Here is a 19,857-nt window from a genome sequence, read left to right as displayed (position 1 = left end):
GCTGCCGAGTCTCGACCCCCGATGCCGCGCACCCGGACCGCCGCCGCCCTCCTGCCCGCCGCGCTGATCGCCGCCGCGCTCGTGCCGGCCGCCGGCGCGTCGGCCGCCAAGCTCAACCCGCGCGCCCCGAAGCTCGCGGGCGTCCGCTGCGTCCCGGCGACGGCGTCGGCGTGCAAGTCCGGCGTCGCGGTCCGGATCGGCCGGCAGGTGCAGCTGCGCGGCACGCGCCTGAAGGCCGGCCAGCGCGTAGCGTTCCGCTGGTCGCGCGGCGCGCTCGCCACCAAGCTGAAGCGCGGCGGCGCGGGCTACGTCGCGCGCGTGCCGGCCGGCGTGCGGCCCGGCACCGTGTCGATCACGGTCCGCGACGGCGCCGGCCGGCGCTCGAACGCGAGGAACATCACGGTGCTCGCCGAGCCCAGGCCGATCAAGGCGCCGGCCCGGACCGGCGGCCCGCTGCCGGCCGTCTTCACCGGCAACGGCATGTGGATCTGGCAGCTGGAGAGGTCCGACGGCGGCGACGTGAACGCGATCGCCGCGCGCGCGGCCGCCGCCCAGGTCTCGACCGTCTTCGTCAAGGCCGCCGACGGGGCCAAGGCCTGGCCGCAGTTCTCCCCGCTGCTGGTCGGCGCGCTGCACCAGCACGGGCTGAAGGTGTGCGCCTGGCAGTTCGTCTACGGCGACGATCCCGCGGGCGAGGCCGCCGCCGCGGCGGCCGCGGTCGCCGCGGGCGCCGACTGCTTCGTCATCGACGCCGAGACCCACTACGAGGGCCGTTACGCGGCCGCCCAGAAGTACATCACCTCGCTGCGCGGTGCGGCCGGCGCCGACTACCCGATCGGCCTGACGTCCTTCCCCTACGTCGACTACCACCCCAACCTGCCCTTCTCGGTCTTCCTCGGCCCGGGCGGCGCGCAGGTCAACCTGCCGCAGGTCTACTGGAAGGACATCGGCGGGACGGTCGACGCCGTGAGCGCGCACACGCTCGCCCACAACCGCATCTACGGCGCGCCGATCGCGCCGCTGGGCCAGACCTACCAGACGCCGTCGGCGACCGACCTGCGCCGCTTCCGCCAGGTGTGGGGCGCGTACGGCTCGACCGGCCTGTCGTGGTGGAGCTGGCAGGCGAGCACGGACGCGACGTGGTCGGTGCTCGGCGAGCCCCTGCCGGTGGCCGACACGCTCCCGGACCCTGGCTGGCCGGCGCTCGGCAACGGCTCCAAGGGCGACGAGGTGCTCTGGCTCCAGCAGCACCTCACGACCACCTACCCGACCGTGACGCCGACGGCGAAGTTCGACGCGGCGACCATCGCGGCCGTCCAGGCGCTCCAGACGGCCGGCGGCCTCCCGGCGACCGGCACGACCGACACGGCCACGTGGGCCGCCGCGCTGGCGCTGCCGTTCCGGGCCGTCGACTGGACGGCGACGGCCGGCGGATGACCCGTCGCGTGCGCGGCGCGCCGCCGCTCGGCGCGCTGCGCGAAGATGCACGCCATGTCCGCCGTCTCGCCGACGTACCGCTTCGTCATGGCCGTCACCACCCCCGCCGTGAAGTGGTGGGGCCGCCTGGAGGTCTCCGGGCTGGAGCACCTGCCCACCGAGGGCCCGGTGCTGCTGGCCGGCAACCACGACAGTTACTGGGATCCGGTGGCGATCGGGATCGCCGGGCTGCCGCGACGCCAGATCCGCGCGCTGGCGAAGTCGTCGATGTGGAAGGTCCGCGGGCTGTCGAAGATCCTCGACGGCATGGGGCAGATCCCGATCGACCGCGGCTCGGGCGACACGCACGCGATGGACCGCGCGATCGACGAGCTGCGGGCCGGCGCGTGCATCGGCGTCTTCCCGGAGGGCACGCGCTCGCTGGGTCGCGTGCTGCGCGCCCGCAGCGGCTTCGGCCGCCTGGCCGACGCGGTGCCGGAGGCGACGCTCGTGTGCGCCGCCGTCCAGGGAACGGTCGACATCCCGCGCTTCCCCAAGCGCCCGCGCGTCCGCGTGCGCTTCTTCGCGCCCGAGGGCGGGCCGCGCCACGCGGGCGAGGCGCCGGGCGAGCTGTCGGTGCGCCTGCTGGACGAGATCCGGCGCCACGCGCCGATCGCCCACGCCGGGCGCAGGCCGCGGGCGGTCGCGCCGCCCGCCGAGGCCGGGCCGGCGGCGACGCCGGACGCCGAGGCGCCGGCGCCCGCGCCCGCGCCCGCCGAGACCCCGAGCTCTTAGCTCGGCGTCAGCACCTTCTCGCGCTCGCGGTCGGGCTGGATCGCCTTCTGCGCCTGGCGCTCGGGCGTGATGCGCACGACGTCGTGCGCCAGCCCGGCGCGCTCCAGGCCGCGGATGACCAGGGCCGACAGGTCGATCTCCCGGCGCTTGAGGCCGTGCTGCGCCGAGCGCGGGAAGGCATGGTGGTTGTGATGCCAGGACTCGCCGAGCGACGGAATGGCGAGCCAGGCCACGTTGGTGGACTTGTCCTCGATGTCGAACCGGCGCGAGCCGAAGTAGTGGCACACCGAGTTGACCGACCACGTCACGTGGTGGACGAGGAAGATCCGGACGAGGCCGCCCCAGATGTAGCCGCGCAGCGCGCCCTCCCACGTGAAGCCGTGCAGGACGTAGCCGAGGAGGGTCGGGATCAGCAGCGAGGCGACGACGAGCCACGGGAAGCGCTTTCCGATCTTGCGCATCGCCGGATCCTCGTAGAGGTCCTTGGCGTACTTCTTCCAGTCCGCCTGGCCCTGGGTCTCCAGCAGCCAGCCGGTGTGAGCGTGCCAGAGGCCGGGGAGGCCGCTGCCGTGGCCGACGTGCGGGCTGTGCGGATCGCCCTCGACGTCGGTGTGCGCGTGGTGCTTGCGGTGGTCGGCGACCCAGTCCATGACCGAGCCCTGGACCGACAGCGAGCCCATGACGGCGAAGCTCTGCTCGAGCCACGGCGCGGTGCGGAACGAGCGGTGCGTCAGCAGCCGGTGGAAGCCGACGGTCACCCCCAGCGCGGTGGTGAAGTACATGACGGCGAAGATGCCGAGATCGATCCAGTCGACCCACTGGTTCCACAGCAGGAGGATCGCGGCGAGGACGCCGACGAAGGGCACGACGACGCCGGCGAGGTTGGCGAGACGTTCTGGGCGGCTCATGTCTTTGCACTGTGGCGCCAACCGGCATGTCGTTCTTGTGCCCTGCGCCGGATGCGACACGGCCACGATTGTGCCCAAGCTACAAACATCCCCCAACGGGGCCAGGCCCCGTGACGACTTCGCCACTTCGTCACAGGGCCAGGCCCTGTGACGAAGGAGCCATTTCGCCGCACATCGGCCTGCAGCGCCGCATCCGGCGCGCCGGCACGGTAAACAGAGGGCGTGCCCCGCCGTCGACGCCGTCGCTCGATGTTCGCCTCGTCGCCGCCGCGGCGCAGCGCCGGCGTGCCCTGGCTGGAGCCCGGCCATCGCCAGCGCCACCGGCCCGGCGGTACCTACGCGCGCCGGCGCCGCAGCCCCGCCGCCTACCTCGTCCCGCTGCTGCTGCTCGTCGTGGTCGGTGGCGCCGTCGTCCTCGTGGTCCGCCACCAGCAGAAGGTCTCCCAGCAGCGCGCCGACGCCGCCCGCTTCGCCAAGGCATGGGCCGCGCGCGACGCCGGCGCGATGTACGACGCGCTGGACGCCAAGAGCCAGAAGGCCTATCCCCGCGCGCGCTTCATCGCGCTGGTGCAGCGCGCCGACACCGAGGCCACCGTCACGCGCAAGCGCCTCGGCAAGGCCGCCAATCCCAGCGGCGGCGCCGTCAGCGTGCCCGTCGCCGCCGACACGCGCCTGTTCGGCACGCTGCGCGGCACCGTCCGGCTGCCCGTCGCCGACGGCGGCGGCGTCACATGGACCCCTGCGCTGCGCCTGCCGGGCCTGCGCAAGGGCGAGGCGCCGCGCCGCAAGACGCTGCAGTCCGCGCGCCGCGCCACGGTCCTGACCGCCGACGGCCACGCGCTGATCGACGACCCGGTCCTCGCCAAGTTCGCCCCCGGCCTGAGCAAGCGCTACGCGACCCGGCTGGCCGGCCGTCCCGGCGCCGAGCTGCGCTTCGGCTCGCGCCTGATCGACAAGGTCGCGGCCCACGCGGGCAAGTCGGTGCACTCGACCATGCGCCCGGGGCTGACCCGCACCGCCGAGACCGCGCTGGGCAGCAGGCTCGGCGGCGTCGCCGTGATCCGCCCGCGCGACGGCTCGGTCCTCGCGCTGGCCGGCATCGCGGTCTCCGCGCCGCAGCCGCCCGGCTCCACCTTCAAGATCATCACCTTGTCGGCCGCGCTGGCCGCGGGGAAGGTGACGCCCTCGTCCTCCTATCCCGTGCGCACCTCCGCGACCCTGTCGGGCGTCAAGCTCTCCAACGCCAGCAACGAGTCCTGCGGCGGCAGCCTCGCGAAGTCCTTCGCCGACTCCTGCAACTCGGTCTTCGCCCCGCTCGGCGCCGCGGTCGGTGCGCAGCGCCTCGTCTCCCGCGCCGAGGCGTTCGGCTTCAACGAGACGCCGCGCGTGCCGGTCGCCAAGCCCAACACGATCCCGAAGGCCGCCCAGCTGCCCGACGCGATCGCCGTCGGCTCCGCGGCCATCGGCCAGAACAAGGACCTCGCCACGCCGCTGGGCATGGCGAGCGTCGCCGCGACGATCGGCGCCAAGGGCATGCGCGCCAAGCCGCGCGCGACCTCCGACGACCCGGTCATCCGCAAGCGCGCCGTCAGCGCCAAGGTCGCCGCGCAGGTGCGCGACATGATGCTCGGGGTCGTCAACGGCGGCACCGGCACGGCGGCGGCGATCCCCGGCGTCCAGGTCGCCGGCAAGACCGGCACCGCCGAGCTGCGCTTCACCGGCGGCGGCGCGTCGGACCCCAAGAACACCGACGCGTGGTTCGTGGCGTTCGCCCCGGCGAGCAACCCGAAGATCGCCGTCGGCGTGATGCTCGTGGGCGCCGGCGCGGGCGGGACCGCGGCGGCCCCCATCGCCCGCAAGGTCCTCGCCGCCGCGCTGTCATCCTGACCGGCTGACAAGATGTACGGCGCGGTACCGGATCGCCGGCGCCGCCGTTCAACGGAGGAGAGCAATGTCCCACGGTCCACGGCGCGCACCGCGCGCGCTGATGACGACGCTGGCCGCTGCGGCCTGCGCCGCCGCCGCCCTCGGCGCCGCCACCGCGAGCGCCTCGGCGAGCACCACCTGGCTGTGCAAGCCCGGCCTGAAGAGCAACCCGTGCGCCATGGGCCTCGGCACCACGGTCATCTCGCCGACGGGCGAGACGGAGGGCACCCTGACGCCCGCGCAGACCAAGAGCCCCAAGATCGACTGCTTCTACGTCTACCCCACCGTCAGCGACCAGAAGACGATGCAGGCCACCAGGCGCATCGATCCCGAGGAGCGCTCGATCGCGCTCTACCAGGCCGCGCGCTACTCCAGCGAGTGCCGGATCTACGCGCCGATGTACCGCCAGATCACGCTCGCGGGCCTGCTCAAGCCCGACGCCGTCACCGCGAAGATGCGCGCCTCCGCCTACGCCGACGTGCGCGACGCCTGGCGCGACTACCTCAAGCACGACAACAAGGGTCGCGGCGTCGTCTTCATCGGCCACTCGCAGGGCACGTTCGTCCTGCGCCAGCTGATCGCCCAGGAGGTCGACAAGCAGGCTGCCGTGCGCAAGCGCATGGTGTCGGCGCTGCTGCTCGGCGGCAACGTGCTGGTCAAGAAGGGCAAGAAGGACGGCGGCGACTTCCAGCACCTGAAGGCCTGCACGTCGGCCACGCAGCTGCGGTGCGTCGTCGCGTTCTCCACGTTCAACGCGGCACCGCCCGAGACCGCGGTGTTCGGGCGCGCGGGCGAGGGTCGCTCGGTCGTCGCCGGCCAGAGCACCGCGGGGACCGAGGTGCTGTGCACCAACCCGGCCGCGCTGGCCGGCGGCTCCGCGCCGCTCACGTCGCTCTACCCGAGCGCGCCGTTCGCGCCCGGCTCCACGATCGGCGCGCTGACGACGCAGGTCGGGCTGCCGACGCCGTCGATCTCCACGCCGTGGATCGAGGCCCAGGCGTTCAGCGGCCAGTGCACGTCGACCAACGGCATCAACGTGCTGACGATCACCGGCGTCACGGGCGCACCATCGCTCAAGACGCTGCCCGACGCCACCTGGGGCCTGCACCTGGTCGACGCGAACATCGCGCTCGGCAACCTCGTGACGCTGGTCCACGGCCAGGTCGCGCGGTACACGGCGCACTGAGAGCGAGCCGCCCGCGCCGACGACGTCGTCAGCGCGGGCGGCGCTCCGGCCCCAGCACGACCGGGTCGGCGAGCGTCGGGCGCAGCCGCAGGAAGGCGATCGTCCCCAGCAGGGTCGGGACCCACAGCACGATCGCGTGGTAGGCGAGCACCGCGGCGGCCGCCGACGCCGGATCGCTGCCGTAGAGCACGAGCGCGGCGGTCAGCCCGCCGTCAAGCGCGCCGATGCCGCCGGGCACCGGGATGACGTTGCCGAGGTAGCCGATGAGGAACGCGAGCGTGAGCGCGCCGACCGGCGGCGTCTCGCCGAAGGCCCGGAAGCACACCCACAGCATCGCGATGTCGCACCACAGGTAGGCGACGGCGCCGAGCAGCCGCCACGTCGGGTGCTTGACCTCCTCGCGCGCCTCGCGGACCACCGCGGCCGTCGCGTGCAGCCAGCGCACGGCCCGGCCCGAGCCGTCCCGAAGCGGGAAGTGGCGCTCCAGCCTCGGCACGTTCCAGAACAGCACCAGGCCGGCGGTGGCGACCAGCCCCGGGATCAGCCCCAGCGTGATGTGGTGCGGCGCGTGCAGCACGCCGGCGCCGACGAGCAGTCCGGCGAGGGCGAGCGTCGCGGCGTTGACGCCGCTGGTGATGAGGAACAGCACCGCGGAGCGCTCCATGAAGCGCCGCACCGACCCGCCCTTGGCCTTGGCCACCCACGCGCCGACCGCGATCCCGCCCGCTCCGCCGACGGGCAGCACCGCCCCGAAGGCCATCTCCGACAGCGCGATGCGGATCGCCAGGATCGCGGGCACGCGGTAGAAGATCTCGCGGAACGCGAGGACGTAGCCGGCGCACGAGAGGAGCTCGAGCACGATGGCCAGCCCGACCCACCCGGGATCGACGTCGCGCAGCCGCTCGGCGACGTCGCGCAGCCCCGGCACGGCGAGCACCAGCGCGCCGACCAGGATCACCAGGACCACGAGCGAGACGATGCCGTTGCGCAGGCGCCGGCCCTCGTCGACCTCGAGGTCGAGGAGGCGCCCCTCGAACGCCGGGTCGTGGTGCGGCTGCTCCGCCGAGGGCTGTGACGAGGTCACGCGCCTCGTCTCCCCCCTGCCGTCGCCGGCCGTCCGACGTCGCACCGGCAACCGGCGCATCGTCGTGGCGATCGTGGCAACGTGTGGTCCATGTGGTCGAGTCGGGGTCCTGTCCTGCTCATCTCGATCGCCGCGGTCCTGGCAGGGGTGCCGGCCGCTGCGGCCCAGGCGGAGGTGCCGTCGGTCAGCGTACGCACCCTGCACTTCGACACCGTGGTCGGTCCTGCGCACGACACGCATTGCGACGTGGTCGGCGATCTCTACACGCCGTCGTCGGCGAGCGCCGCCGCGCCCGCGCCCGCGGTCCTCACGACCAACGGCTTCGGCGGCTCCAAGGACGACCAGCGGGCGATGGCGACCGCGCTGGCGCAGCGCGGCTACGTCGTGCTGTCCTACTCGGGCCTGGGCTTCGGCGGGTCGGGCTGCAGGATCCAGCTCGACGATCCCGACTGGGACGGCCAGGCGGGATCGCAGCTCGTGTCGTTCCTCGGCGGGACCAAGGCGGCCAAGGACGGGACGGTGCTCGACGACGTGCGACTCGACGCGCCGGGCGACCCGCGCGTCGGCATGATCGGCGGGTCCTACGGCGGCCAGATCCAGTACGCGGTCGCCGGCCAGGACCCGCGCGTCGACACGATCGTCCCGATCATCACCTGGAACGACCTGGCCTACTCGCTGACGCCCAACAACACGGCGCTGACCGGCGGCGTGACGTCGTCGGTGCCGGGCGTCGGCAAGTACCAGTGGGCGTCCCTGTTCACCGCCGTCGGGATCACCGACGGCATCTCCAACATCCAGTCGGACCCCAGCCGCGACGTGACCACGTGCCCCAACTTCGACGCGCGGGTGTGCCCGGCCGTCGTGGAGGCCGGGATCACCGGCGCGCCGTCGCCGGCCACGCTGGAGCTGCTGCGCCACGCGTCGGTCAGCTCGTACGCCGAGCACATCAGGATCCCGACCCTGCTGCTCCAGGGCCAGGCCGACACGCTGTTCAACCTCAACGAGGCGATCGCGACCTACCAGACGCTGCGCGGGCAGGGAACGCCGGTCAAGATGGTGTGGCAGTCGTGGGGCCACTCGCACAGCGCACCCGCGCCGGGAGAGCTGGGAGACGGCGACGGCGGGTACTCGCCGGTGGACGCCGACGGCAACCTGACCGCTGAGGGTCGCGTCGTGGAGGAGTGGTTCGACCACTACCTCGGTGGCACCGGCCCGGCGCCGGCGATGGACTTCACCTACTTCCGCGACTGGGTGTCCTACTCGGGCGACGCGACGCCGGCCTTCGGGCGCGCCGACGCCTACCCGGCGGGCAAGGACCGGCGGATGCTGCTGTCGGGAGACGACGCGCTGGTGGACCGTCACGCGGCGGCCGCCTCGGGCAGCGCGCCCCTGGTCACCCCGCCGGCCGGCGCGCCGACGTCGGTCACCGAGATCAGCGCGCTGAGCCAGGACGTGCCGCTGTTCGACGCGCCCGGGACGTTCGCGCAGTACACGAGCGCGCCACTGCAACACGACGCCGACGTGGTCGGACCGCCCCGCGCGCGGCTGCGCATCAGCGTGCCGGCCGAGGTGCCGGGCCCCCTCGGCACCGCCCTGCCGGCCGCCCGGCCGACGCTCTTCCTCAAGGTCCAGGACGTCGCGCCCGACGGGTCGGTCACGCAGCCGGGCCGGCTCGTCGCCCCGATCCGGCCGGCGAGCTTCGCGGCGCCGATCGACGTCACGCTGCCCGCGATCGTGCATCGCTTCGCCGCCGGGCATCGCGTCCGGCTCGTCGTCGCGGGCAGCGACGCGGCCTACCGCGGCAGCCCCCTCCCGACCGCCGTCACGATCACTACGGGCCCCGAGGATCCGAGCGCGCTGACGCTGCCCGTCGTCGCCGGCGGGTGACGTTGCAGACCAACGACGCGGCGCGCGCGGCGGCGGCGCTCAGCCGCCCACCGCCGGCACGATCGGCGAGCAGATCGTGCTGCGCGCGGTCGCCGGGTCGAGCGCGTTGAGCATGGCGCGACCGACGATGTGATCGCTGGTCATCGACAGGTGCTCGCCGAGATCCAGGAAGCACTTGTCCTGGATCGTGATGTTGGTCACGTTGGAGCCCGAGAGGAACGCCGAGGTGTAGGGCGTGACGACCTCGTCGTACTTGGACTGGATCACCGTGTACCTGACGCCTGGCACCGTGTCGCCGCCCGTGTTGAGCGCGGTGATGAACGGCGACCCCTTGACCTGGTCGGTGCAGGCCGGGCACAGCGCGCCGACCAGCGGGAGCGCGCCGGGGAAGTAGCCGGCCAGCGTGGCCAGGCCGCTGAGCGTCGTCCCGTGGTTGGACGGCGCCAGGCCGACGAGGTGGTTGACCTTGCTCGCCCCGCCGAGGTTCTTGATGTAGTACCGCGGCATCATCCCGCCCTGCGACCAGCCGACGATGTCGACCTTGGCCGCCCCGGTGCTCGCCAGCACCTTCGTGACCTCGGTCTTCAGCTCGTCCGCGGACGCCGCGATCGAGCCGTAGGCGCCGATCTGACCGAGGAACATGCCGCCGTAGTTGAACGTGTAGACGCAGTAGCCGTCGTTCTTCAACAGCGGCGAGAACGCGTTCCAGCTCGTGATCTGGTTGGCGAACGTGCCGTTGACCAGGACGACCGGGCGCGGGTGCGCCGCCGAGGGCCGGCACGACCAGTCGTTGGCTCCCAGCGGCGACCCGCCGGGCTGCAACGCCGACGCCGCGATCGCTGTCGGGAAGTTGTAGACGACCGGAAGGGCCGCCCCCGCACTGGCCGCAGACCCGGCCAGGCACGACGATGCGACCGCGAGCGCGGCCGCCAGACGCTTGATGCGCATGCTCTCTCTCCTCCTGCTCCCCGCCCTTCGGGACTGAAGGGCGATGACTCCGTCGGTGAGACTGCCAGAGCGGTGCCACGGCGTGCAACCCCTACATGATCAACGCGTCACGACGACGCGTTCGTCAGGCGCGCTGTCGGACGGCGGGCTCACGGGCGATCGGCGACCGACCGGCGCGCGCGCGGTGCCATCCGAGGAACGCGAGCCCCGCCAGCAGCCCCCAGAACGGCGCGCTGATCCCGATGACCGTCACGCCCGAGGCGCTGACGACGAACGTGATCATCGCGGCCTCGCGCTGGTCGTCGTCCGCGGTCGCCGCACGCAGCGCCGCGCCGAGCGTGGCCAGCAGCGCCAGGCCCGCGACGGCCTCGATGAGCACCGGCGGCGACGCGGCCAGCAGCGCGGTGGCGAGCCCGGCGCCGAGGCCGAGCACGAGGCAGACGACGCCGGCGCTGACGGCCGCGATCCAGCGGCGCGACGGGTCGGGATCGGCGTCGGGCCCGGCGGTCAGCGCCGCGGTGATCGCCGCGAGGTTGATGCCGTGCGCGCCCATGGGCGCGCCGACGATCGACGCGGCGCCGGTGGCGGTCAGCACGGGCCGCAGCGGCGCCTCGTAGCCGTTGGCGCGCAGGACGCTGACGCCCGCGACGTTCTGCGACACCATCGTCACCACGAACAACGGCAGGCCCAGGCCGATCAGGGTGCCGGCGTTCAACGCCGGCGTGACCCAGGTCAGCTGCGGCAGCAGGTGCGCGGGTCCCGCGCCGGAGACCGGGTCCAGCGCGACGCCGATCGCCGCGGCCGCCAGCGCGCCGATGGCCGCCCACCGCCGGGCGACCCGCGTGAGGATCAGCCACACCACGACCACCGGGATGCCGAGGCGCGGCACCTCGACCACCGCATGCACCGGTGCGAGGCAGACCGACAGCAGGACGCCGGCCAGCAAGCCGTTGGCCAGCGGGCCGGGGATCGTGAGGATCGCCCGCGTCAGCGCGGGCCACAGACCCGAGAGGACGATCAGCAGGCCGGCGAGCATGAACGCCCCCAGCGCCGCCGGGTAGCCGCCCTGCACGTGCCCGGCGGCGATCAGCAGCGCAGCGCCCGGCGTCGACCACGCCATGGTCAGGGGGATGCGGTGGCGCAGCGACAGCACGACGCCGACGGCGCCCATCGAGACCGACAGCACCAACAACCCCGACGACGCCTGCGCGTCGCTTGCGCCGACGGCGTGCAGGCCGGCCAGGACGATCGCGAACGCCCCGGCGAACCCGACCAGCGCCGCCACGACCCCGGCGAGGACCGGGTGCAGGATGCCGGAGCGCGGGCTCACGCGCGGGCGCCCGGGCTGATCATCGAGCACGGCCGAGCGTCGCCTCGATGCCGCGGAGGTCGCCGTCCTCGTCGACGAGCACGGTCACGTCGACGTACCCGAGGCGCGCCAGGTCGTCGCGCAGCGCGTCGGCCTCCTCACCGCCCAGCTCGAGCAGGAGCGCACCGCCCGGCCGGAGGAAGCGCGGGCTGTCGGCCAGGACGCGCCGGAGGACGTCCGTGCCGTCGCGGCCGCCGTCGTAGGCCAGCGTCGACTCGAAGGTGAAGGTGTCGCGTTGCAGCAGCGGCAGCTCGGGCGTCGGCACGTACGGCACGACGCCGGCGACCACGTCCACGCGGCCTTCGAGCGTGCGCGGCAGCGGGGCGAGCAGGTCGCCGCGGTAGACCTCGACGCCGTTGGCCCTCGCGCACGCGACGGCACGCTCGTCGACGTCGGACGCGACGACGCGCGCGCCGGGGCGGTACGTGCTGAACGTCAGGGCCACGGCGCCCGCCCCGGTGCAGAGATCGATCGCCGTGCCGCCGGCCGGCAGGCGCTCGACGGCGCGGTGCGCGAGCAGCTCGCTCTGCCAGCGCGGGACGTAGACCCCGGGATCCACGCGGACCTCGAGCCCGCAGAACGAGACGCTCCCGGTGATCCAGGCCAGCGGCTCCCCGGTGAGGCGACGGCGCACGAGCCCGTCGAGCAGCTCGGCGTCGCCCGCGGCGCGGGCGAGGAGCTCCTCGGCCTCCTCGTCGGCCGCGACGAACCCGGCGCGCGCGAGCAGCGCGGTGAGGCCCTCGGAGTCGTTCGGCGCCGGCGTCATGGGCCAACGACCCTAGTACCCCGCCACGCGCTGCGGCCCATCTGGCAGGGTTGCACGGCGGCGAGCCCGAATCCCGGAGCCCGCCGGCACCCCGCCAAGAGGAGGACCTGACCCGTGACCACCGTGCGCGATGCGGCGTTCGAGCTGTTCCGCGAGCGCGGCATGACGACGATCTTCGGCAACCCCGGCTCCACCGAGCTGCCGATGCTCGCCGACTTCCCGTCCGACTTCCGCTACGTCCTGGGTCTCCAGGAGGCCGTGGTGATCGGCATGGCGGACGGCTACGCGCAGGCGTCCGGGCGGATCGCCCACGCCAACCTCCACACCGCGCCCGGACTCGGCAACGCGATGGGCGCGATCTTCAACGCCCAGGCCAACAAGGCGCCGCTGCTGGTCACCGCCGGCCAGCAGGTCCGGCCGCACATCACGATGCAGGCCAACCTCACCAACCACCGCGCCACCGAGGTCGCCCAGCCCTACGTCAAGTGGAGCTTCGAGCCGCCGCGCGCCGAGGACGTCCCGGCCGCGCTCGCGCGCGCCACGTACCTCGCGTCGCTGCCGCCGCAGGGCCCGGCGTTCGTGTCGCTGCCGATGGACGACTGGGGCGTCGAGGTCGACGAGGCCGCCGCGCGCCACGCGGTCACGCGGCAGGTCAGCGGTCGCGCCGGCGCCGACCCGGCCGCGGTGCGGGCGCTCGCGCAGCGGCTCCGCAGCGCCCGCGCGCCGGTCATGATCGCCGGACCGGGCATCGACGCCGCGGGCGCCTGGGACCAGGCCGTGGCGCTGGCCGAGCACCAGGCGCTGCCCGTGTGGGCGACGCCGGCGCCGGGCGGCGGGCGCCTCGGCTTCCCCGAGGGCCACCCCCACTTCCGCGGCAGCCTGCCGCCCGCCATCGGACCCGCCGGCCAGGCGCTGGAGGGCCACGACCTCGTGCTCGTCGTCGGCTCGTCGGTGTTCCCGTACTACCCCTACCTGCCCGGCCCGGCGCTGCCGGCGGGCACCGCGCTGATCGCCATCACCAACGACCCCGACGAGGCGGCGCGCGCGCCGATGGGCGACGCGCTCGTCGCCGACGTCGCGCTTACCCTCGACGCGCTGCTGGCCGAGCTGGCCGCCGGCGGAGCGTCGGACCGCACGCCGCCCGTGCCGCTCGACGCGCCCCCGGCGCTCGACGCGCCGGCCCGCGCGGAGTCCGAGCCCGGCGGCCCGATGTACGCCGGCGACGTCCACGGCGTCCTCGCGCAGCTGCTGCCCGAGGACGCGATCATCGTGCTCGAGTCGCCGTCGAGCACGCTGGCGCTGCGCAACCGGCTGCGGATCTCCCGGCCCGGCAGCTACTACTTCGGCTCGGCCGGCGGCCTGGGCTTCGGCCTCTCGGCCGCGCTCGGGGTGCAGCTGGCCCAGCCGTCGCGACCGGTCGTCTGCGTGCTGGGCGAGGGATCGGCGCAGTACGCGATCACCGGCTTCTGGACGGCCAAGGCCTACAACATTCCTGTCACGTTCCTCGTGCTGCGCAACAGCGAGTACTCGATCCTGAAGTGGTTCGCGACGCTGGAGCAGGTCGAGGGCGCCCCGGGCCTGGACCTCCCCGCGCTCGACGTCGCCGCCACGGCCGCCAGCTACGGCGTGCCGTCGCGGACGGTCACCGGCCGCGACGAGCTGCACGCCGCGCTCGGCGAGGCCCTCGCCGACCAGGACGGCCCGCGCCTGGTCGAGGTCGGCGTCCAGCCCGGAATGGCGTTGTTCTAGGCCATGTTTCACGACTCGAGGAGCTGACCCCGTGATCACCCCGTCCCTGTGGCTCGGCCGCGCGGAGGCCCGCGCCGGCGGATGGCTCTGCCGCATGGTCTTCTCGCTGCCGGCGCCGCTCGTGCGCCGGCTGGCCGGCGCGCCGCCGCCGCACGCCGGTGGCCTGCATCCCGAGGCGTGGCTGCTCGCGCGCCTGTCGGCGATCGCGCCCGACCGCCAGAACGACCGCGTGCCGGTCGCCGAGCAGCGCCGCCGCCTCGCGCTCTCGGCCGGCCCCCTGGCGGTGCGCCCGCGGCTGCCGCTGACCACCGTCGACCACGCGATCCCGGGGCCGGGCGGCGCACCCATCCCCGCCCGGCTGTACGTGCCGGAGGGCGCCCCGGCCCGCGGTCCCTTGTTGGTGTACTTCCACGGCGGCGGGTGGGTGCAGGGCTCGGTCGCCACGCACGATCCCGGCTGCCGGCTGCTCGCGCACCTCTCGGGTGTCCGCGTGCTGTCGGTCGACTACCGGTTGGCGCCCGAGCACCCCTACCCCGCGGCCGCGCAGGACGCGATCGCCGCCTACGCGTGGGCGGCCGCCTCCGCCGCGCGGCTCGGGATCGACCCGGAGCGCATCGCCGTGGGCGGCGACAGCGCCGGGGGCAACCTCGCCGCGGTGGTCGCGCTGGCGGCCCGCGACGACGACGACCTGCCCGACGCCGCGTTCCAGCTGCTGATCTACCCGGCCGTCGACCTCGCCGCCAAGGCGCCGTCGGTCACCACCTTCGCCGAGGGCTTCCTGCTCACCGAGCGCGGGATGGACTGGTACGTCGGCAAGTACGTGCCCGACGCGGCGCGGCGCTCCGAGCCGCAGGCCTCGCCGCTGCGCGCCGCCGACCTCGCGGGCCTGCCGCCCGCCTACGTGGGCACGTGCGTCCCGGACCCGCTGCGCGACGAGGGTGAGGCCTACGCGGAACGCCTGCGCGACGCCGGCGTCCCGGTGACGGTGCAGCGCCACGGCCAGGTGCACGGCTTCTTCAACATGAGCGCGATCCCGAGCGCCCGCCAGGCGCTGGCGGTGCTGGCCGGTGCGCTGGCCCAGGGCACCGTCCGCGCTCCCGCCGCGGCGCGGCTCCCGCCGGCGACGCCGCCCACGTCGGTAGCCTGAGAGGTACCCATGCCCGCACGCTCGACCCGACCCAGACCCGGATCCTCCGAGCCGGTGCCGTGCATGGAGATCACCGAGGGCGAGGCCCGCTACCTGCTCGCGCTGCGCGACCTCAACGTGGCCGGCAGCCCGCCGTCGCAGGCGGCCGTGGCGCGCAAGGTCGGCGTTTCGCACCCGACCGCGCTGGAGATGATCCGGCGCCTGCGCGCGCTGGACCTCGTCGCCGCCGAGGCCCTGACCCTGACGGCCAGCGGCACGAGCGCCGCGCTGGTCCTCACCTCCCGCCGGCACGCCGCCCGCGTGCTGGCCCACGAGGTCCTCGGCCTCGACGACGAGCAGTCGGCCGCCGAGGCCGACGCGCTGGCCACCAGCCTCTCGCCGGTCCTCGCCCGCCGCCTCGTCGCCTGGCGCACGCGCAACGCCGCGACCGCCGCCGAGCCGCACGACGCGTAGGGCCGCGCGCGCCGCGGCACCCCCCGACTCTCGCGGTTCGAGAATGAGAACCGTTCTTGTTACACTGCCGCCTTCGTGCCCGCCCCGTTCGACCTGCCCTTCGTCCAGCGTGCCGTGGTCGAGATCGCGCTGCTGGCGGTCGGCTCGGGGATCCTCGGCACCTGGATCGTGCTGCGCGGCCTCAGCTTCTACGCCCACGCCGTCGGCACCGCGGCCTTCCCCGGCCTCGTCCTCGCCGACGGGCTCGGGTTCTCGCCGCTGCTCGGCGCGCTGGCGACCGCGGGCCTCGTCGCGATCGGCGTGGCCGCGCTGGCCAACCGCGGCCGGGAGGAGTACGACAGCGCCACCGCGCTGGTCCTGGTCGGCGCGCTCGCCGCCGGCGTGATCCTCGCCAGCGACGTCTTTCACTCCCAGGGCAGCGTCGAGCGGCTGCTGTTCGGCAGCCTGCTGATCATCGACTCCACCGACCAGCTCGTCGCCGGCGCCGTCGGCGTCGCGGTGCTGCTGGCCGGCGCGCTGCTCGGCCGCCGCTGGCTCGCCTCGGGCTTCGACCGCGACGGCGCCCGCGCCCTCGGCGCGCGCTCGCCCCTGCCCGACCTGCTGCTGCTCGCGCTCGTCGCCGCCTCGGCCGTCGCGGCGCTCGACGCCATCGGCGCGCTGCTGTCCACCGCCCTGCTCGTCGTCCCGGCCGCGACGACGCGCCTGTTCGTCGACCGCCTGCGCCCTTGGCAGCTGGCGACCGTCGCGCTCGTGCTCGCCGAGGGCGTCACCGGGCTCTGGCTGTCGGTCGAGACCAACGCCCCGCCCGGCGCGACGATCGCGGTCGTCGGCGGCGTGGTCTTCGCCGTCGCCGCGCTCGCCCGCGCCGCGCGCACGCAGCGCCGCGGCCGCGCCGCCCTCGCGGTCTCGGCGGCCGCCGCGCTGGCGCTCCTCGCCGGTGGCTGTGCCGGCTCGGGCAGCAGCGCGGCCGACGGCCGCATCGCCGTCGTGGCGACCACCACCCAGCTCGGCGACCTCGTCCGCAACGTCGGCGGCCCGGCCGTGTCGGTCACCCAGATCCTGCAGCCCAACTCCGACCCGCACGACTACGAGCCGCGACCCAAGGACATCCAGAACACCGCGGGCGCGGCGCTCGTCGTCCGCAGCGGCGACCGCCTCGACGCGTGGATGGACGAGGTCGTCCGCGACGCCGGCGGCGACCCCACCGTGCTGGACGCCGGCGCCGGCCGTCCCGTCGCGCTGCCCGGCGAGTCCACCGGCCCCGAGGCGTCGCGCTTCGATCCGCACTGGTGGCACGACCCGCGCAACATGGTCTACGCCGCCGGCCGCGTCCACGACGCGCTCGTCAAGGCCGACCCGGAGCGGCGTGCGCAGATCGACCGCGCGACCGACACCTACATCAAGCGGCTGCGCGCGACCGATCGATCGATCGCCGTGTGCATGGACCGCGTCCCCACCGCGGAGCGCAAGCTCGTCACCGACCACGACGCGTTCGCCTACTTCGCCCACCGCTACGGGATCGCCGTCGTCGGCGCCGTCATCCCGTCGCAGACGACCCAGGCCCAGCCGTCGGCGGGCGACCTCGCCGACCTCAGCGCGGTCATCCGGCGCGAGCACGTCAGCGCCGTGTTCCCCGAGTCCTCGGCCAGCCCCAAGCTCGCCGAGGCGCTCGCGCGCCAGACCGGGGCGCGGATGGAGAGCGACCTCTACGGCGACACGCTCGGCGCGGCGGGCTCGGCCGGGGCGACCTACCTCGGCATGGAGCGCGCCAACGCGGCCACGATGGTGCGCGGCTTCACCGGCGGGCGGCAGCAGTGCCGGAGCGGCGCATGAGCGCCGTGCGCGCGATCGGCGCCCCGCTGATGGCGACCGAGGGCCTGGCGGCCGGCTACGGCGCCGGCCCGCCCGTGCTGCGCGACGTCACGTTCACCGCCCAGCCCGGGCAGCGCATCGCCGTCCTGGGGCCCAACGGCGGCGGCAAGACCACGCTCTTCCGCACGCTGCTCGGCGAGCTGCGCCCCGCCGCGGGAACGCTGCAGCGGCCCGCGCGCATCGGCGTCGTGCCGCAGACCGAGCGCTCGCGCCTGGACTTCCCGGTCAGCGCCCTCGACGTCGCGCTGATGGGCACGCTCTCGACGCTGCCGTGGTGGCGGCGCCCCGGCCGCGCCGACCGCGAGCGCGCCCGCACCGCGCTGGCCGACGTCGGCCTCGCCGATCGCGCCGACCGCACGTTCGGCGACCTGAGCGGCGGGCAGCGCCAGCGCGTGCTCGTCGCCCGCGCCCTCGTGCAGGACGCCCCGGTCCTGCTGCTGGACGAGCCCTACGTCGGCCTGGACGCGCCGAGCATCGACCTGCTCGACGGCCTGCTCGCCCGGCTGGCCGCCGACGGCCGCGCGCTCCTGATCGCCACGCACGACGTCGAGCAGGCCCGCGACTGGGAGCGCGTGCTCTGCCTCAACCGCCAGCAGGTCGCCTTCGGCCCGCCCGCCGAGGTCCTGACCCGCGAGACGCTCGAGCGCACCTACGGCGCCGAGCTCGTCGAGGTCGCCGACGAGCGCTGCGTGATGCCACCCCACCATCACGGCCACGACCACGCGTGATCGTCGCGACGCTCTGGCACACGCTGATCGCGCCGTGGGAGCAGTCCATCGACCGGCGCGCGCTGCTCGAGGTGCTGCTGCTCGGCATCACCGGCGGGACGCTCGGCTGCTGGATCATCTTCTACAACCTGAGCTACAGCACCGAGTCGCTGGCCCACGCGCTGCTGCCGGGCCTCGTGCTGGCCGCGCTGACCGGGATCCCGCTGATCCTCGGCGGCGCCGCGGGCCTCGCCGTGGCCGCGATGGCGATCGCCGCCGCAGCGCGCACGCCCGCGATCGGCCGCGACACGGCGGTGGCCGTCGTGGTGACGGCGCTGCTGGGCCTCGGCGCGCTGCTGGCGCTCTCGCCCGCCACGCCGGCGGGCCTCGGCGAGCTCCTGTTCGGCGACGTGCTGGGCGTCAGCGACCTCGACCTCGTGCTCGCCGCGCTGCTCGCGGTCGCGGTGGTGATCGCGCTGGCGCTGCTGCACGGCCGGCTGCTGCTCGTCGGCTTCGACCGGCTCAACGCCGCCGCGCTCGGCGTGCGCGCGGGCACCGTCGACGCGGCGCTGCTGCTGCTGGTCGCCGCCGCGCTGCTGGTCGCCGTGCAGGGCCTGGGCAACCTGCTGGTCGTCGCGGTGCTGGTGGGACCGGCCGCCATCGCCCGTGCGGTGACGCACCGCATGTCCACCATGATGGCCGTCGCCGCGGCCGTGGCGGTCCTCGCCGGCTGCGGCGGGCTCTACCTCAGCTACTACGCGCGCACCGCGGCCGGCGCGTCGATCGCCGCGGTGATCGTCGCGACCTATGCGGTCGCTCTGGCCGCCCAGGCCGCCCGCCGGGCCGTCGCGGGTCGCTCGCGCGCCGCGACGCCGGCCGCCGCGCGGGCATAGGGGGCGCGTGGGTCCTAACCAGCCGCGGGTTTCGCCCCTTGGGCGAAGACCCGCAAGGGAACCTGGCCCTCTGGGCCAGTGTTCCCCTAGTCCCGGCAGTCCGAGCAGGCGCCGTGGAGCACGACGTCGTGCTCGGCGACGGTGAACGTCACGCGCTTGGCCAGGCGCTGGATGCTGCGCTCGAGCTCGGGATCCTCGAACGGGATCACCTGGCCGCAGGCGTCGCAGACCATGTGATGGTGATGGCCTTCCTCGCGGGCGGCCTCGAAGCGGGCCAGCCCCTGGCCGACCTCGACGCGCGTGATCATCCGCAGCTCTTCGAGCTCCTCGAGGATGCGGTAGATGCTCGCACGGGCCACTGCGCGGCCGTCGCGGTCGCGCAGCGACTGCTCGATCTCGGAGGCCGAGAGCGCGCAGCGCTGCTCGTCGAGCAGCGCGATCAGCGCGGCGCGGGCCCCGCCGCGGCGGTAGCCGGCGCCCGCCAGGGCGTCGGTGGCGCGGTCGGCCCAGCCGTCGGCGGCGACATGATCGTGGCCGTGTGCCTGCTGCGCGGGACTCATTCCCACCTAGCGTATCGCCGGAGGCTCAGCCCGAGCCGGTGAGGCCCACGGTGGAGACCACCGTGGCGACCGCGAAGACCGCGACCGTGACGCGGCGCAGCCGCTCCGGCGTCAGGAACGACCAGCCACGGGACTGGAGCCACGCGCGGGCGCCGCTCGCGCCCGCCATCGCCGTCATCGCACATCCTGCG

The 19,857-nt window shown here is 74.7% G+C and carries 18 protein-coding genes; 11 read left to right on the top strand and 7 right to left on the bottom strand.

Annotated features, from left to right (window positions below; translation table 11 throughout):
- Nucleotides 1-21 precede the first annotated feature (21 nt).
- Complete coding sequence (locus VK501_RS02565) at nucleotides 22-1,437, top strand: peptidoglycan-binding protein (RefSeq protein ID WP_324334330.1); 1,416 nt, start codon at nucleotides 22-24, stop codon at nucleotides 1,435-1,437.
- Between the two features lie 54 nt (nucleotides 1,438-1,491).
- On the top strand, nucleotides 1,492-2,211 hold the full coding sequence (locus tag VK501_RS02560; RefSeq protein WP_324334328.1) for a lysophospholipid acyltransferase family protein: 720 nt from the start codon (nucleotides 1,492-1,494) through the stop codon (nucleotides 2,209-2,211).
- On the opposite strand, the gene VK501_RS02555 is transcribed toward VK501_RS02560, so the two are convergent.
- Nucleotides 2,208-3,119, bottom strand: coding sequence for an acyl-CoA desaturase (locus VK501_RS02555; RefSeq protein ID WP_324334326.1), 912 nt, complete (start codon nucleotides 3,117-3,119; stop codon nucleotides 2,208-2,210). The genes VK501_RS02560 and VK501_RS02555 overlap by 4 nt on opposite strands.
- A gap of 222 nt (nucleotides 3,120-3,341) precedes the next feature.
- On the opposite strand from VK501_RS02555, the gene VK501_RS02550 reads away from it, so the two are divergent.
- The gene (locus VK501_RS02550; RefSeq protein WP_324334324.1) at nucleotides 3,342-5,006 is read left to right on the top strand and encodes a penicillin-binding transpeptidase domain-containing protein; all 1,665 of its coding nucleotides are present in this window, start codon (nucleotides 3,342-3,344) and stop codon (nucleotides 5,004-5,006) included.
- Between the two features lie 64 nt (nucleotides 5,007-5,070).
- Complete coding sequence (locus tag VK501_RS02545; protein ID WP_324334322.1) at nucleotides 5,071-6,231, top strand: DUF3089 domain-containing protein; 1,161 nt, start codon at nucleotides 5,071-5,073, stop codon at nucleotides 6,229-6,231.
- A 28-nt stretch (nucleotides 6,232-6,259) separates the two neighbouring features.
- Here VK501_RS02545 and VK501_RS02540 read toward each other — a convergent pair whose 3' ends face one another.
- The gene (locus VK501_RS02540; protein WP_324334320.1) at nucleotides 6,260-7,315 is read right to left on the bottom strand and encodes a lysylphosphatidylglycerol synthase transmembrane domain-containing protein; all 1,056 of its coding nucleotides are present in this window, start codon (nucleotides 7,313-7,315) and stop codon (nucleotides 6,260-6,262) included.
- A 90-nt stretch (nucleotides 7,316-7,405) separates the two neighbouring features.
- Here VK501_RS02540 and VK501_RS02535 point away from each other — a divergent pair, with 90 nt between their 5' ends.
- Nucleotides 7,406-9,202, top strand: a complete 1,797-nt coding sequence (locus tag VK501_RS02535) for a CocE/NonD family hydrolase (RefSeq protein ID WP_324334318.1) — start codon at nucleotides 7,406-7,408, stop codon at nucleotides 9,200-9,202.
- A gap of 39 nt (nucleotides 9,203-9,241) precedes the next feature.
- On the opposite strand, the gene VK501_RS02530 is transcribed toward VK501_RS02535, so the two are convergent.
- From VK501_RS02530 to VK501_RS02520, 3 genes are all read right to left on the bottom strand, one after another.
- A complete protein-coding gene (locus tag VK501_RS02530) occupies nucleotides 9,242-10,150 on the bottom strand; it encodes an esterase/lipase family protein (protein ID WP_324334316.1) in 909 nt (302 codons plus the stop codon).
- A 124-nt stretch (nucleotides 10,151-10,274) separates the two neighbouring features.
- Nucleotides 10,275-11,510 (bottom strand): benzoate/H(+) symporter BenE family transporter, encoded by a 1,236-nt coding sequence (locus tag VK501_RS02525; protein ID WP_324334314.1) that lies wholly within the window; start codon nucleotides 11,508-11,510, stop codon nucleotides 10,275-10,277.
- Nucleotides 11,500-12,285 carry a HemK/PrmC family methyltransferase gene (locus tag VK501_RS02520; protein WP_324334312.1) on the bottom strand — a complete coding sequence of 262 codons (786 nt, stop codon included), beginning with the start codon at nucleotides 12,283-12,285 and terminating at the stop codon, nucleotides 11,500-11,502. Before VK501_RS02520 ends, VK501_RS02525 begins: the two co-directional genes overlap by 11 nt.
- A 114-nt stretch (nucleotides 12,286-12,399) precedes the next feature.
- Here VK501_RS02520 and mdlC point away from each other — a divergent pair, with 114 nt between their 5' ends.
- From mdlC to VK501_RS02490, 6 genes are all read left to right on the top strand, one after another.
- Nucleotides 12,400-14,034 (top strand): benzoylformate decarboxylase, encoded by a 1,635-nt coding sequence (gene mdlC, locus VK501_RS02515; protein ID WP_324334310.1) that lies wholly within the window; start codon nucleotides 12,400-12,402, stop codon nucleotides 14,032-14,034.
- Nucleotides 14,035-14,065: 31 nt separating this feature from the next.
- Nucleotides 14,066-15,181: an alpha/beta hydrolase gene (locus tag VK501_RS02510; RefSeq protein WP_324334308.1), complete on the top strand. Its 1,116-nt coding sequence runs from the start codon at nucleotides 14,066-14,068 to the stop codon at nucleotides 15,179-15,181.
- A 63-nt stretch (nucleotides 15,182-15,244) separates the two neighbouring features.
- Nucleotides 15,245-15,634, top strand: coding sequence for a hypothetical protein (locus VK501_RS02505; RefSeq protein WP_324334306.1), 390 nt, complete (start codon nucleotides 15,245-15,247; stop codon nucleotides 15,632-15,634).
- 75 nt (nucleotides 15,635-15,709) lie between these two features.
- Entirely contained in the window at nucleotides 15,710-17,467 is a 1,758-nt protein-coding gene (locus VK501_RS02500) for a metal ABC transporter solute-binding protein, Zn/Mn family (RefSeq protein WP_324334304.1), read from the top strand.
- Nucleotides 17,464-18,234 (top strand): metal ABC transporter ATP-binding protein, encoded by a 771-nt coding sequence (locus VK501_RS02495; protein ID WP_324334302.1) that lies wholly within the window; start codon nucleotides 17,464-17,466, stop codon nucleotides 18,232-18,234. Before VK501_RS02500 ends, VK501_RS02495 begins: the two co-directional genes overlap by 4 nt.
- A complete protein-coding gene (locus VK501_RS02490; protein ID WP_324334300.1) occupies nucleotides 18,231-19,106 on the top strand; it encodes a metal ABC transporter permease in 876 nt (291 codons plus the stop codon). The genes VK501_RS02495 and VK501_RS02490 overlap by 4 nt, the downstream gene beginning before the upstream one ends.
- An 86-nt stretch (nucleotides 19,107-19,192) precedes the next feature.
- Here the strand turns inward: VK501_RS02490 and VK501_RS02485 are convergent, their stop codons facing one another.
- Together VK501_RS02485 and VK501_RS02480 are read right to left on the bottom strand one after the other, a co-directional pair.
- Entirely contained in the window at nucleotides 19,193-19,666 is a 474-nt protein-coding gene (locus VK501_RS02485; RefSeq protein ID WP_324334297.1) for a Fur family transcriptional regulator, read from the bottom strand.
- A 25-nt stretch (nucleotides 19,667-19,691) separates the two neighbouring features.
- The gene (locus VK501_RS02480; RefSeq protein ID WP_324334295.1) at nucleotides 19,692-19,844 is read right to left on the bottom strand and encodes a hypothetical protein; all 153 of its coding nucleotides are present in this window, start codon (nucleotides 19,842-19,844) and stop codon (nucleotides 19,692-19,694) included.
- Between the last annotated feature and the right edge of the window lie 13 nt (nucleotides 19,845-19,857).

It is taken from the genome of Baekduia sp. (assembly GCF_035318805.1).
Classification (GTDB): Bacteria; Actinomycetota; Thermoleophilia; order Solirubrobacterales; family Solirubrobacteraceae; genus Baekduia.
The sequence above is the reverse complement of the archived record's forward strand: the minus strand, read 5'-3'. Positions and strand labels throughout refer to the sequence as shown.